This is a genomic window from Rheinheimera baltica, assembly GCF_030731985.1.
In the GTDB taxonomy this organism is placed as follows: domain Bacteria; phylum Pseudomonadota; class Gammaproteobacteria; order Enterobacterales; family Alteromonadaceae; genus Alishewanella; species Alishewanella baltica.
On sequence record NZ_JAPJDY010000006.1, the window covers coordinates 238,456 to 252,891 of the forward strand.

Consider the following 14,436-nt stretch of genomic DNA (forward strand, 5'->3'; position numbering starts at 1 on the left):
TAGATGTAATTTTACAACACTTACGCCATACTATCGCAGCATAAACGGGTTGTAAACCGCATATAATGTAATTTAATTACAGAATGCGTAATGTTTTGACTATTCTTATATAATAAGGCAGCCTTAGCAACGGTTCTGTCATTTTGTGGTAAATTTAATACCACTTTGACTACCGTGCTGAAGAGCTACATACCTTGTTACAACCTGTATAGACCGAATAATAAGTCAGGAATTACCGGATGAACGTGCTGGAAAAAATCGTTACTAGCGTTAACAACTTTAGTAAGTCAGAGCGAAAAGTAGCTGATGTTATATTAGCTAACCCACAAACGACAATACACAGTAGTATAGCGGCCTTAGCAAAAATGGCTGATGTAAGTGAACCGACAGTTAATCGTTTTTGTCGCCGGCTGGATACTAAAGGCTTTCCTGACTTTAAACTGCATTTAGCACAAAGCCTCGCCAATGGCACACCTTACGTTAATCGTCATGTCGAAGAAGAAGATGGCCCCGAGGCCTACACGGCAAAAATTTTTGAATCAACCATGGCGGCGTTAGATACTGCGAGGCAACGTGTTGATATTAACACGGTAAATAGAGCCGTTGATGTTTTAACGCAGGCTAAGAAAATTTCCTTTTTTGGCTTAGGTGCTTCTGCATCGGTAGCGCACGATGCTCAAAACAAATTTTTCCGTTTTAACGTTCCTGTAGTGTGTTTTGACGATATTGTAATGCAGCGCATGAGTGCGATAAACAGTGCTGAAGGTGATGTTGTCGTTTGCATTAGTCACACAGGACGCACCAAAAACTTATGTGACATCGCGGCCATAGCCCGTGAGAATGACGCAACGGTTATTGGTATCACCGCATACGACAGCCCACTTGCCAAAGAATGTACATTAGTATTATCGCTGGATGTGCCTGAAGATACTGATATGTATATGCCAATGGCTTCAAGGGTTGCGCAGCTAGTACTTATTGATATTCTTGCCACTGGTTTTACATTACGGCGGGGCACTAAATTTCGTGAAAACCTAAAGAAAGTTAAAGACAGTCTGCGCGGCTCTCGCTTCGATAAAAAAGATTTCAATAATTAATGGACAATGCAGTGCTTGTTGCACTGCACCAACCTGTCGTTTTTATTCAGCCATTGGCTGTATTCTGTAATAAAATTACATTACACTAAACTCACGTGAAACGCCCTCTTTTGCAACAAGCAGGAATAAACCATGCACAGAAGAACTAAAATCGTCGCTACACTAGGCCCGGCTACCAATACTCAGTTATCCATAGAAAAACTGATCCAGGCTGGAGCATCTGTCTTTCGTTTAAACTTCTCGCATGGTAGTGCGGATGACCACCGTGAACGTGCCACCATGGTACGCGCTGCTGCGACAAAACTTGGTGCACATGTTGCCATATTAGGTGATTTGCAGGGTCCAAAAATTCGCGTTTCCACTTTTAAAGATGGTGCAGTGGTTCTTGAAGAAGGCCAACCTTATGTACTGGATGCCGAGCTAGGCAAAGGTGAAGGTGATGAACACCAGGTTGGTATTGACTATAAAGAGCTGCCTCAGGATGTTGAGCCTGGTGATTTGCTGTTACTTGATGACGGCCGAATTCAATTATCAGTTGATAGAGTTGAAGGCTCGCGCGTGCATACTACCGTTACGGTAGGCGGTAAACTCAGCAACAATAAAGGCATTAATCGCCAGGGAGGAGGTTTAACCGCCCCTGCCCTGACAGATAAAGACAAGCGCGATATTATTACCGCAGCTGAAATTGATGTTGATTATTTAGCCGTTTCTTTTCCTCGCTGTGGCGATGACTTACGTTTGGCTCGTGACCTGGCAATAGCCGCAGGGTCAGAAGCGCGCATTATGGCAAAAGTTGAACGCGCTGAAGCCGTGGCAGACGATGAAACACTGGATGACATAATTCGAGCTTCTGATGCAGTGATGGTAGCCCGTGGCGATTTAGGTGTAGAAATTGGTGATGCCGAATTAGTTGGCCAGCAAAAACGTATTATTGCCCGTTCTCGTCAGTTAAACCGTGTTGTGATCACGGCCACGCAAATGATGGAAAGCATGATTGAAAGCCCTATGCCAACCCGGGCTGAGGTTATGGACGTCGCAAATGCGGTATTGGATGGCACCGATGCTGTCATGCTGTCTGCAGAAACGGCGGCAGGTAAATACCCTACTGAAACAGTGCGTGCTATGGCGCGGGTATGTGATGGCGCTGAAAAGCACCCTAGCGTACAAATTTCAAAACACCGCATGGATGTTACCTTTACTGAAATCAGTGAAACCATTGCGTTATCAGCCATGTATGCCGCTAACCATCTTGACGGTATTAAGGCCATTATCACCTTAACTGAGTCAGGTTATACCGCAAAATTAATGTCTCGTATTACCTCACCTCAACCTATATATGCACTATCACGACATACCAAGACGCTAAACAAAATGGCTCTGTATCGTGGTGTGTATCCGGCGTTTTTCGATAGCACGGTATTATCCGGGCAATCATTGGCAGATGCGGCTATTGATGCCATAAAAGACAAAGCAGGATTAAAAAGTGGTGATCTGGTGATTATGACGCACGGTGATGTAATGGAGACCGTGGGCGCGTCGAATACCTGCAGGATAGTAGAAGTTAAATAACGTAATATTTTGTTAGTAAAAAAGGGCTCTATTGAGCCCTTTTTTGTGTCTGTAAATTTATGCGATATCAGCGTTATTTACCTTGCTGCTCATTCTGCTTAGCAAGCTTATTTTCCCAGAAGGTCGCATTTTTTATGCCCAGCTTCACCGGATCAAAGGTAATGGGGCCACCGGCCTTTTTCTGTTCTTCGTAGTCACGTAAACAGCGCATAGTGGGTTTATACATAAAGAATATCGTTAATATGCCTACAACATTTACCCAGGCCATTAAACCTACACCAATATCACCAATATTCCAGATATAGCCAGCACTATTTACCGTGCCGTAAGCCACCATAAACATCAGCAATAATTTAAACACGATAGTAGGTAATTTGTTATTAAACACCTGATTTAAATACGCCACATTCGTTTCAGTAATGTAGTAGTAAGCCAATATTGTAGTAAACGCGAAGAAAAACAGCGCGATACCTACAAACACTTGGCCAAAATTACCAAACACACTAAATAGTGCCATTTGTGTAAATGCAGCAGAGCCAATTTCAGTGGCAGCATCAACATTTTGCACAATAAATTGTCCGGCAGGCAATTCACCCACCACGTTGTATTGCTGTGTAATTAAAATCATTAGTGCTGTCGCGGTACAGACAAATAAAGTATCCACGTAAACTGAAAACGCTTGTACTAAACCTTGTTGTGCCGGGTGATCTACTTCTGCTGCAGCCGCCGCATGAGGGCCTGTACCCTGCCCAGCTTCATTGGAATATATCCCGCGTTTTACGCCCCAACCAATTGCCGCACCAAAACCCGCTTGTGCCGTAAAAGCATCGTTAAAGATAAGCCCAAATATTGCCGGCACTTTATCCAGGTTTAAAAACACCACTATCAGTGCCATAACGATGTAGCCAAGCGCCATAAAGGGCACCACTATCTGGGTAAAATGAGCAATACGCTTAATACCACCAAAGATGATAAAGGCCAACACAATCAAAATAACTGCAAGGGCAATAAGCTTGTATGTACCCACTTCACCAAAACTGGTGACGACCATATTACCATCACCAAAAATCTGCGTAACCGCATTACCGACCGCATTTGCCTGTACACCGGGTAAGAAAATACCACAACCAATAATGGCCGAAATGGCAAAAATTATACCCAGCCAACGCCAACCTAAGCAGCGCTCAAAATAATAAGCCGGACCACCACGATACTGGCCATCTTCTTCTACTTTATATATTTGACCTAACGTAGACTCAGCATAAGCCGTACTGGCACCTAAAAATGCGACTACCCACATCCAAAAAATAGCGCCAGGGCCACCAAATCCAATAGCGGCTGCCACACCAGCAATATTACCTACCCCAACCCGGCCAGAGAGTGATACCGCCAAAGCCTGAAAAGATGAGATCCCTTTTTCCGACTCGCTGTTATTCAGCAACAGTTTGCACATTTCTTTAAAATGACGAACTTGAGCAAAACGAGTAAGAATTGAATAAAATAAACCAGCACCAAGGCACAGATAAATCAGCACCGGGCTCCAGATAATGCCGTTTAGCGCACTAATAAAGCCTTCCATTTCCCTTCCTTATAATTATATTTAATGTGTTGTTTGTTATCGCGGAATAATTTGCCACATCAGCGCCACAATAGCTACGCCGTTAGCCTATCTGACGATAATCAGCTGTTATTTTGCCATGACTGGCAATTTCCTGATCATGTGCATCGTCGGTCCAAACTTCTGCTAACGCTTGTTGATACCAAATTTGCATAGATGGCAGTTCCAATAGTCTTTCTAGGTAATTTTTTGCTTCTGTAGAGAAGGCTAAATCATAACTTTGCATGCGAAATGCCACAGGTGCGAAAAAAGCATCTGCCGCACTAAATGTATCTCCGGCCAGAAAAGGCCCTCCAAACTGTGCGATACCTTGCTCAAACAATTCAGATAAACGGTCAATATCCAACTGCAAGGCTGTAGACACTATGTGAAGTTGCACACGATGGCCACAGCTCATGCCACAGGTATTTCGAAGTGCCGCAAAGCCAGAGTGCATTTCGGCGGCTGCACAACGAGCAAAAGCGCGTGCTTTAGCGTCGTTTGGCCAAACACTACTGTGGCTTTCATACAAAAATTCCGCTATGGCCAACGAGTCCCATACCACCTGATCTTTTTGTACCAGACAAGGGACTTTGCCACTGGGTGAAAAAGTGCGAAATTTGTCAAAATTACCTTGCTGACTAAACGGGACCAATTGTTCAGTAAATGGGATTTGGAGTTGCTGCATTAAAACCCAGGGCCGCAAAGACCAGGAAGAATAGTTTTTATTAGCAATATACAGCTCACGCATTGTGCTTTCCTTTTCAAAAATTTAACCATGCCAGCGATTTAAACAAAAGCATTAGCACGTGACATGAATGGCGGTTTTATGATGCGTGTAGCAAGCTAGCATTGCACACGGCTTATACTCTACCGTAGTTGTCTTCAAACCGCACAATATCATCTTCACTTAAATAGGCGCCAGACTGCACTTCTATTAATTTAAGTGACACCTTACCCGGATTCTCCAGCGCATGAACTGCCGCTATCGGAATATACACCGACTGATTCTCGCTAATAAACTGGCTTTCACCATCAATAGTCACTAAAGCCGTACCGGCAACGACTATCCAATGCTCCGCACGATGATGATGCATTTGCAACGATAGCTTAGCACCAGGGTTTACCGTAATGCGCTTTACTTTAAATCGCTCCCCCATATCAACACAGTCGTAGATGCCCCATGGCCGATAGACCACACGATGAGAGGCGGCTTCCACACGTCCGGCCTGTTCAAGTTGATTAACCAGCTCTTTAATCTGTTGTGCTTTATCTTTGTGGGCAACTAATACCGCATCCTTTGTACTGACCACGATTAAGTCTTGCACGCCAAGCGTCGATACCAATTTGTCGTCACTGTGCAAATAGCAATTATGCGTATCAAGCGTCATGACATCGCCTTTTATCACATTGTTATGATCATCTTTGCTTTGGTATTGCCACAGCGTATTGTAACCGCCAACATCACTCCAGCCAGCATCAAGCGGCAGCACAATTGCCTTTGCTGTGTGCTCCATAATGGCATAGTCGACAGACTCAGCCGGGCAGGCTAAAAATGCCTCAGTGTTGATTCGAATAAAGTCTAAATCGGTAACCTGCTCAGCTATAGCCGCTTGGCAACTCGCATAGATGTCAGGTCTAAACTGTTTAAGTTGATCTAAATAAACATCAGCACGAAACATGAAAATGCCGCTATTCCAATAATACTCACCCGTTTGAACATAGTGTTTAGCGGTATTAAAATCCGGCTTTTCAACAAACTGGCAAACACTAAAAGCATTTGCAACAGCAGCCGCTCGCCTGATATAGCCGTAACCTGTTTCTGCTGACGTAGGCACGATACCAAAGGTGACTAAATAGCCTTCTTCAGCATAAGAGCATGCCTGGCGTATTACCTGCTGAAAATTCTTAACATCCGCAATAACATGATCTGCCGGTTGCACCAGCAGTAACGCATTTGCGTTACCTTGGGTCGCGACACGCATGGCAGCTAATGCTATAGCTGGTGCGGTGTTGCGCCCTGCTGGTTCTAACAAGATATCAACCTGTTTTAAATTAAGCTGTCTTATTTGCTCGGCGGCAACGAACCGGTGCTCTTCATGACAAATAAACAATGGCTTGGCGTGCGCTAAGCCGCCTAATCTTAATATCGTCTGCTGCAACAGGGTGTGCTTGTCGTCGAGTTGCAGAAACTGTTTGGGAAAATGACTACGTGATAACGGCCATAACCGGCTTCCCGTACCTCCCGCCAATATTACCGGCGTAAACATATTTGATCCTGTCGTATTGGATAACAAAGCTTACAATATTGAATTTTCAGCATCGAGCAGGCCTTCGAGAAAGTGCTGCTTAATCCCGTAAAAATTTTTAATCTCATCAACTTGTTTTAAGATTTTAGATTTATCCGGTTTGTTCTTAGCCTTTGTCGCTAAGATCATCTTGTTTTTACTGGTATGCTCAAGTGACACAAATTCAAATACTTTGGTGTGATAACCAAATGCTTCCAGCAGCAATGCTCTAAGGCTATCGGTGACCATTTCTGCTTCTTGCCCCAGGTGAATACCATGCGCTAACATCGGCGCCAGTACATCAGGCATTTTCATCTGTGGTCGAATTTGTTTATGGCAGCACGGCGAGCACATAATAATTTCTGCACCGGTAGCAATACCCATATGGATGGCATAGTCAGTCGCAATATCACAGGCATGTAGTGCAATCATCACGTTAATACCACGTGCTTTAAAGTGCTTTACGTCACCTTGCTCAAAATCAATTCCGTTAAGGCCAAGTTGCGTTGCGGTGTTATTGCATAAATCTACCAGGTTCTGCCTTAGCTCCACACCGGTTACTTTTGCCTCTAAACCCAAGGTGTTACAAAGGTAATCGTGCATTGCAAAGGTTAAATAGGCCTTTCCTGAGCCAAAATCAGCGACATGCAATTGCTGGCGCTGACTTAAACCGGTGTCTTTTACTGCAGTGGAAAAAATCTCAATAAATTTATTAATTTGTTTCCATTTTCTTGACATGGCAGGGACTAATTGCTGACCAGCATCGGTTACCCCCAGCGCTTGTAAAAAGGGCCGTTGCAGTGTGAGATAGCGCTGCTTTTCCCGGTTATGTTCCATCGCAGATAGGCTAACGGGTTGTGATAGCTTTTTTTGCTGGAACAACACCTTGCCTTTTTTACTAAAGGTTAATTGCGCTTCATTCTGGAGGGCAAACAGATTGGCTGCACTGTACTTATGGCCTAGCAGCTTTCTGATTTCACTGATAGCTGTGTTAGCGTCAAAGTTGTGCGTTATGTCCTGCGTTTGATATTTGTAAGTAAAGCTGAGTTGCCATTGTTGTTTTAACTCGACAGGCCGTACCTGTAACTGTTTTATCGCTTCATCGCCATGGTATTTACTCAATACCAACTTAACCAACTGCTGCTCATGTATAGCCGATTGCAGTAACTGAAAAAATGGCTCGCACTGAGCAGATAAATTATCGATGGCAGACATTGCACGGCTCCACTACAAAAAATTGACGCTAGTGTAGTCGGATCTGTAACGAAGTGAAATAAAGCATTGTTAATTTCAGGCAGTATGCCTAAAGGGAATATCTAATTTAAGCGGGCTGATCCGATTGCGTAAGACACGAATAACCTGAAGCCGTTTTAACTGCTTACCTGAAAGCGTACTGATATCACCTAATAGCAAACAGGTTACGCAATCTGTCTCTGAAGATAATACCAAAGCATATTGGCCGCTTAGGCCTCTCAACATCACCAATTCAAAGGGTTTAGCCGAACAATCCGCTCCTTGCTGGAAATACCAACTTTTATGAGCTTGCTGTTGTAAATAGGGGGCACAAAGTGCTGTTAAACATAACTCTAAACGAACTGCCGCTGGCATTTCAAGCTGCTGCAAACTGTCATCAATTTGCCAAAATGCCTGAGCTTCAGCCATAGATAACGGCTGTTGGGTAGGCTTACAAGCTAATTGTGAACTGGTAAAAGGTGAGCAAAACTGAGCCTCATCACTGATATCCAGTAACAAACGGTCTTTAGTACTACAGTAAATCCAGTTCCAGTGCTCCGATGGCCTAAGCATGCAAATCCCTGCTTGAAATATGTTGTTTATTTATTAGACGTTTTAATAATTACACTAAGCTGATCAAAATGTTAAAGATTGTTTTGTTCTAAAATACCCAGATCAGCTGTTGATCATTATAAGCTAGTAACGATCTGCTTAACCATTTCGGGACCACGATAAATAAAACCAGTATACACTTGCAATAAATTGGCACCAGCTGCAAGTTTCTCTTTTGCTGAATCAGCATCATTAATACCGCCGACACCAATAATAGGCATTGCACTGCCAACCGCTGCGCGCAATTGACGTAACACTTCGGTGCTTTTTGCACGTACCGGTAAACCACTTAAACCACCCGCTTCACCCGCATAACGTTGGCCTTGTACATCTTGGCGATCTAATGTGGTGTTGGTCGCAATAACGCCGTCCATTTGGCTTTTAATTAAGGTTTCGGCGACCTGATTAACGGCTACCAAATCCATATCAGGAGCTATTTTAACAAAAACAGGAACATATTTATCCTGCTGCGCCTGCAAATCGAGTTGTTCATTTTTCACACTTTGCAGTAAATCAAGCAGTGCATCGCCAAACTGAAGATCACGCAACCCCGGTGTGTTTGGGGATGAAATGTTGACGGTAATATAGCTGGCATGGGCATACACTTTGCGCATGCAGTGAATATAATCGTCCTTACCCTGCTCGTTTGGCGTATCTTTATTTTTACCAATATTGATACCCAATACGCCTTTATAGCGGGCATTTTTTACGTTATTAACCAGATAATCGACTCCTTTGTTATTAAATCCCATACGGTTAATAATGGCCTCAGACTGTGGCAAACGAAAAATACGTGGCTTATCATTGCCCAGCTGTGGTTTTGGTGTCACTGTTCCCACCTCAATAAAGCCGAAACCCATTTGGCTAAAGGCGTCGATACACTCGGCATTTTTGTCCAGTCCGGCCGCTAAGCCCAGTGGATTGTCAAACCGGATCCCTGCAACGGTCAACGCTTTAGTTGGAACATGTTGACGCCACAAGCCAGCCAAAGGCGTATGCGCCAGATGTTTTAGACTGCCCAGAGCAAAATTATGTGACCACTCAGCATCACAGGCGAACATTAATTTTTGTGCAATTGGATAAAACATAGCGTGCCTTTTATAAACAAAAAAATACCCCGGTGTTGCCGGGGTATTGTAGCCACTTAGAACATTATTTTACAGGGTCGCAGTGGTGACTTAGCAGCATTAATTCACGCAGTGCAACAGAGAACTTAGCAAATTCATGGCTCTTCGTTGTTTTAAACTCAGACAACATCAAACGCCAGCGCTCTAATAACGCGTCATTAGCATTTACCCAACTGGTAACAGCTTCGTCTGCGGCACATTTCTTATCGCAGCTACGAACAACAACCGCAGATAAGGCGCGTTGTTGCCAATCAAGCTCTTCACGATACGACGCCCGGGCCAGTGCTTGCCAGTGATTTGCTACCGGTTGGTTGGTAATTTGCTCAAGGAACCAATGCAGATCCAGCTTATCACCCAATTTAAAGTAGATTTCAGACACTATAGGCAATGCCATTTTTTCAGTATCTGCTACCTGAGCAATATCCATCACTGAGAACACGGTACTTAATTGGGCTAAGTACTGAGCAATATCTTCAGGGACCTCTTGCTCAACCAGTGCCGCTTGTTTTTGCTGCAACTGTTCTGCTTCTGAAGGTGCTAAGTAGCTACCTAACGACTCAGATAACTGCTGATAAGCCGGTTTAAAGAAATCAACCGTCTGTTGGATATCTAATGCCTTGTTACGATGACGCAAGAACCAACGGGTCGCACGGCGCATTGTCCGACGCAATTGATGCAACAATTTGGTTTGTAAAGCAGCAGGAATAACATTATCCAACTGCTCTAATTTTCGCCACATAGCCGATAAGTCGAACAAATCACGTGCGATGGCATAGCATAATGTCACTTCACCGACACCGGCACCGGTCTCTTCCTGCATACGTTGCGTAAAATTAGGCCCCATTTCATTTACCAACATATTGGCTAGTTTAGTGGCAATAATTTCCGCTTTTAACGGATGGTTTTCCATCTCTGCTGCATATTTGTCTTGCAACATTTGCGGGAAGTTGGCAAAAAGCTGACGCTTAAAATACTCATTTTCGAATATTTCTGGTAATACCAATCGCTCTTTCAATACCATTTTGCCATAGGCAGTTAGGATCGACAGCTCTGGGCGTGTTAGTCCCTGCCCCTTTGCCATACGTTCGGCCAGTTCATCATCCGTTGGTAAAAACTCCAGCTCACGATTCAGCTTGCCTTCTTTTTCCAATGTATGAATAAAGCGGGTATATTCTTTTAACTGCTCACCACCTAGCAATGATGAAATACTAATGCTCTGTGTTTGACGATAACAGTCTTTTAATACGATCGCCGTGACATCATCTGTCATATCGAGCAATAACTTATTACGCTGTTTCAGCGTTAAGTCGCCTGCTGCAACTAATGTATTCAGCAAAATCTTAATGTTAACTTCGTTATCTGAACAGGTAACACCGCCAACGTTATCGACAAAGTCGGTATTAACCAATCCACCGTTCATGGCAAATTCAATACGACCACGTTGTGTGGCACCTAAGTTACCACCTTCACCAATTACTTTAGCTTTAAGATCTCTACCGTTAACGCGCAGTGGCTCTGACCCCCTATCGCCGACTTCGGCATGGCTTTCATTGGTTGCTTTAACATAGGTACCAATACCGCCGTTCCAAATCAAATCAACCTGCATCATCAAGGCTTCACGTATCAGCTCGTTTGGTGTCATGCTGGCTTTAGTAGAACCTAACATTTCTTTCATTTGAGGTGATAGCTTAATCGCTTTGGCACTGCGTAAGAAAATACCGCCGCCATCAGAAATTAACGCCTTATTGTAATCATCCCAGGTTGATGTCGGCAGATTAAATAAACGGTTACGTTCTTCCCAACTACTGGCTGAATCTGGATTAGGGTCAATAAAAATATGCATGTGGTTAAATGCCACCTGCAGGCGAATATGCTTGGATAGCAGCATACCGTTACCAAAAACATCGCCAGCCATGTCACCAATACCAACACAAGTAAAGTCTGTTGTCTGGCAATTAATACCCACTTCACGGAAGTGGCGTTTTACTGACTCCCAACCACCACGGGCAGTAATACCCATTTTTTTATGGTCGTAGCCGTTTGAACCGCCTGAAGCAAATGCATCGCCCATCCAGAAACCATATTCTTCTGATATACCGTTAGATATATCAGAGAAAGTCGCTGTACCTTTGTCGGCAGCAACCACCAAATAAGGGTCATCTTCATCGTGACGAACAACATCTTGAGGTGGAACTACAGCCCCCTGAACAATATTGTCGGTAACATCAAGTAAGCCGCGTATAAAAGTACGGTAACACTCTTTACCTTCATTAACGAAAGCGTCTCTACCACCCGTTTCTGGTAATTTTTTACAGACAAAGCCGCCTTTAGAGCCTGTCGGAACAATAACCGTATTTTTAACCGTTTGTGCTTTAACTAAACCCAGTACTTCTGTACGGAAGTCTTCGCGACGATCTGACCAACGCAAACCACCACGGGCAACTTTACCAAAGCGTAAGTGCACGCCTTCAACTCGTGGTGAGTAAACGAAAATTTCAAACATAGGTATAGGTAGCGGCATATCCGGGATTAAGTCTGACTTAATCTTGAAAGAGATATACGGCTTATCCGCACCGGTGGCTGACTTCTGGAAATAGTTAGTCCGTAACGTCGCATTAATCATGTCGACAAAACGACGAACAATACGGTCATCATCCAGGTTAGCAACATTTTCTAATGAAGAACTAATTTGCTCTTCCAGTTTTTCAATACTTTTTGCTGTCGCTTTAGATTTAGGGTCAAATTTGCTGTTAAACAATTGCACCAATAAATTGGCTAAATCGGCGTAACGTGAAAAAGTATTTTCAACATAAGTTTGGCTAAAAGTTCCGCCTATCTGACGTTTGTATTTTGCAAACGCGCGTAACAGAGACGCTTCACGCCCAGTTAAACCCGCGCTTAATATCAGTCGGTTAAACCCATCGTCTTCGAGTTGACCATTCCATACTTTTGCAAACGAGTCCTGAAACGATTGTTGCGCCGCTTCAAAATCTGCCGGCACAGCAAAGTTAAGCTCCATGGCAAAATTTAGTACCCAGCTTATTGAGCCGTCAGCACACTTAATAGCATAAGGGGTTTCACCGATTACCCGTAGTCCAAAGTTTTCCAACATTGGCAGCACGTCTGATAAATGAATAGGATGATCTTTATGGAATAAGTTCAACCGCACGGCTTTGCTGTCAGGTTTTTCTTCTTGAGGCCGGTAAAAAAGCATTTCGAGCTTGTGATCGTCGTTCAGCGATTCCAGCTTGCCAATATCAACCAGGGCGTCATTTGGCAGCATCTCTTCTTTATAGCTGCGTGGAAATGCATTTACGTACTTGCTAATTAACTCTCGGCCACGGGCTTCACCATAAACTCCAAGTAACGCACTTTCTAATTTATCTTCCCAGGTACGGGCCGCTTCTACCAAATTACGTTCAATATCTTTCACTTTATACTCAACATGGCTATCGCTGATCCGTACTAAATAATGGGTACGAGCCAACACAGATTCAGAAAAATAAGTAGTAAATTCTACCGGCTCATTACTACCCAATGCACGTTGTAAAATGGCCTGAGTGTCTTTGCGAAGCTGAGTGTTATAGCGCTCACGCGGAACATAAACCATGGCAGTAACAAAGCGACCGAAGCTGTCTTTACGCATAAACAGTCGGGTCATATCTCGTTCCTGCATTTGCAGTACACCCATTGCTACATGCAGTAACTCATCCGCAGTTGACTGAATTAATTCATCACGTGGATACGTTTCCAGAATATTCAATAACGCTTTATAAGCATGGGTGCCCGTTGCAAACTCAGACATGTGCATAACACTGGCGAGCTTACTTTTCAGTAAGGGAATATCACCGGCACTGTTGTTATATAACGATGAGGAGTAAAGACCGATAAAGCGATCTTCGCCTATCACCTTGCCATCTTTACCGAATTTCTTAACGCCGACATAGTCGATGTATGCCGGCCGGTGAACTCGTGATTTGTTGTTCGTTTTAGTCAAGATTAATAAAGCATTGTTTATCGCCTGAATACGGCCTGACTCTGGCAGTTCAGATAACAATAAATCACGAGCAGCAGAACGTCGCATTAAACCCAGTGAGCTGCTATCGATGCCACTGATTTTATAATCACCTTCAACCGGGCTTATCGTATACTCGCGATAGCCCAATAGCGTAAAGTTATCTTTTGCCAACCAGTTTAAAAATTCTTTGGCTTGCTCTACTTCCTCAGTCGCCGCCTTACCAGCCTGCTTAGCTAAGTCTTTAACAACTTGCTGCAGTTTGTCTCGTGCTGGCTGCCAGTCTTGCACGGCAAGTGACACATCTTCCATTACTGAGTGCAACTCATCCGTCAACGCCTGTATTGCGGCTTCGCTACTTAAACGGTCAATCTCAATGTGAAATACAGTTTGCTGGATGCTGGCTTTAGCTTTACTACCCAGTTTAAAGAAGTCGATAATTTGATGCTTTTTATCACGCTCTGTCTGCAGTGGGTAATGAAGTAATAAGTGTGCCGTAATACTTTGACGGCTTAATGCCATACGCACTGAGTCAACCAAAAATGGCATATCCTGTACAACTATTTCAACAATAGTATGTTTGGATTCCCAGCCATATTTTGCAATTTCAGGATTAAATACGCGTATTTTAGCACCAGGCTCACCGTGACTATTAAACGTTTGCCACAAACTAAGGGCTGCGCCATACAGATCACTGTCATTGCGTCCGACTAAGTCTTCATTAGACATATTGCCGTAAAGGGTATTAGCAAATTTCTCGATCAGCGGAACCTGATCTTTTACTTTTTGTTTTATAAGTTTATTAACATTTTGTAGTAGTACAGAAGGTTGACCGTCTATCAGTGCCATTATTGTATCCTTTTTGCAGTCACTGCTTATTACAGCAGGCGCTACCGAA

Annotated in this window: 9 protein-coding genes; 2 read left to right on the forward strand and 7 right to left on the reverse strand. The window is 43.6% G+C overall.

What is annotated here, in order from left to right; translation table 11 throughout:
• The first annotated feature begins 239 nt into the window (after positions 1–239).
• The gene (locus ORJ00_RS12060; protein ID WP_027670106.1) at positions 240–1,097 is read left to right on the forward strand and encodes a MurR/RpiR family transcriptional regulator; all 858 of its coding nucleotides are present in this window, start codon (positions 240–242) and stop codon (positions 1,095–1,097) included.
• 132 nt (positions 1,098–1,229) lie between these two features.
• On the forward strand, positions 1,230–2,666 hold the full coding sequence (pyk, locus tag ORJ00_RS12065) for a pyruvate kinase (protein WP_306139984.1): 1,437 nt from the start codon (positions 1,230–1,232) through the stop codon (positions 2,664–2,666).
• A 73-nt stretch (positions 2,667–2,739) separates the two neighbouring features.
• Here the strand turns inward: pyk and ORJ00_RS12070 are convergent, their stop codons facing one another.
• The 7 genes from ORJ00_RS12070 to ORJ00_RS12100 form a co-directional block, all read right to left on the reverse strand.
• Entirely contained in the window at positions 2,740–4,245 is a 1,506-nt protein-coding gene (locus ORJ00_RS12070; RefSeq protein WP_306139985.1) for an alanine/glycine:cation symporter family protein, read from the reverse strand.
• 82 nt (positions 4,246–4,327) lie between these two features.
• Positions 4,328–5,014 carry a glutathione S-transferase family protein gene (locus ORJ00_RS12075; protein WP_306139986.1) on the reverse strand — a complete coding sequence of 229 codons (687 nt, stop codon included), beginning with the start codon at positions 5,012–5,014 and terminating at the stop codon, positions 4,328–4,330.
• A gap of 112 nt (positions 5,015–5,126) precedes the next feature.
• Positions 5,127–6,533 carry a mannose-1-phosphate guanylyltransferase/mannose-6-phosphate isomerase gene (locus ORJ00_RS12080; protein ID WP_306139987.1) on the reverse strand — a complete coding sequence of 469 codons (1,407 nt, stop codon included), beginning with the start codon at positions 6,531–6,533 and terminating at the stop codon, positions 5,127–5,129.
• Positions 6,534–6,563: 30 nt separating this feature from the next.
• On the reverse strand, positions 6,564–7,766 hold the full coding sequence (locus tag ORJ00_RS12085) for a class I SAM-dependent methyltransferase (protein ID WP_306125593.1): 1,203 nt from the start codon (positions 7,764–7,766) through the stop codon (positions 6,564–6,566).
• Between the two features lie 75 nt (positions 7,767–7,841).
• Positions 7,842–8,357, reverse strand: a complete 516-nt coding sequence (locus ORJ00_RS12090; protein WP_027670112.1) for a cell division protein ZapC domain-containing protein — start codon at positions 8,355–8,357, stop codon at positions 7,842–7,844.
• Between the two features lie 116 nt (positions 8,358–8,473).
• A complete protein-coding gene (gene pyrD / locus ORJ00_RS12095) occupies positions 8,474–9,484 on the reverse strand; it encodes a quinone-dependent dihydroorotate dehydrogenase (protein ID WP_306125590.1) in 1,011 nt (336 codons plus the stop codon).
• A gap of 64 nt (positions 9,485–9,548) precedes the next feature.
• Positions 9,549–14,387: an NAD-glutamate dehydrogenase gene (locus ORJ00_RS12100; RefSeq protein WP_306139988.1), complete on the reverse strand. Its 4,839-nt coding sequence runs from the start codon at positions 14,385–14,387 to the stop codon at positions 9,549–9,551.
• Positions 14,388–14,436: the final 49 nt, after the last annotated feature.

What these genes read in the sequence shown, in the direction of transcription:
- ORJ00_RS12075 (WP_306139986.1), bottom strand. Translation starts at nt 5,014, where the DNA reads ATGCGTGAGCTGTATATTGCTAATAAAAACTATTCTTCCTGGTCTTTG.
- ORJ00_RS12085 (WP_306125593.1), bottom strand. Translation starts at nt 7,766, where the DNA reads ATGTCTGCCATCGATAATTTATCTGCTCAGTGCGAGCCATTTTTTCAG.
- ORJ00_RS12100 (WP_306139988.1), bottom strand. Translation starts at nt 14,387, where the DNA reads ATGGCACTGATAGACGGTCAACCTTCTGTACTACTACAAAATGTTAAT.
- ORJ00_RS12090 (WP_027670112.1), bottom strand. Translation starts at nt 8,357, where the DNA reads ATGCTTAGGCCATCGGAGCACTGGAACTGGATTTACTGTAGTACTAAA.
- ORJ00_RS12070 (WP_306139985.1), bottom strand. Translation starts at nt 4,245, where the DNA reads ATGGAAGGCTTTATTAGTGCGCTAAACGGCATTATCTGGAGCCCGGTG.
- ORJ00_RS12060 (WP_027670106.1), top strand. Translation starts at nt 240, where the DNA reads ATGAACGTGCTGGAAAAAATCGTTACTAGCGTTAACAACTTTAGTAAG.
- pyrD (WP_306125590.1), bottom strand. Translation starts at nt 9,484, where the DNA reads ATGTTTTATCCAATTGCACAAAAATTAATGTTCGCCTGTGATGCTGAG.
- pyk (WP_306139984.1), top strand. Translation starts at nt 1,230, where the DNA reads ATGCACAGAAGAACTAAAATCGTCGCTACACTAGGCCCGGCTACCAAT.
- ORJ00_RS12080 (WP_306139987.1), bottom strand. Translation starts at nt 6,533, where the DNA reads ATGTTTACGCCGGTAATATTGGCGGGAGGTACGGGAAGCCGGTTATGG.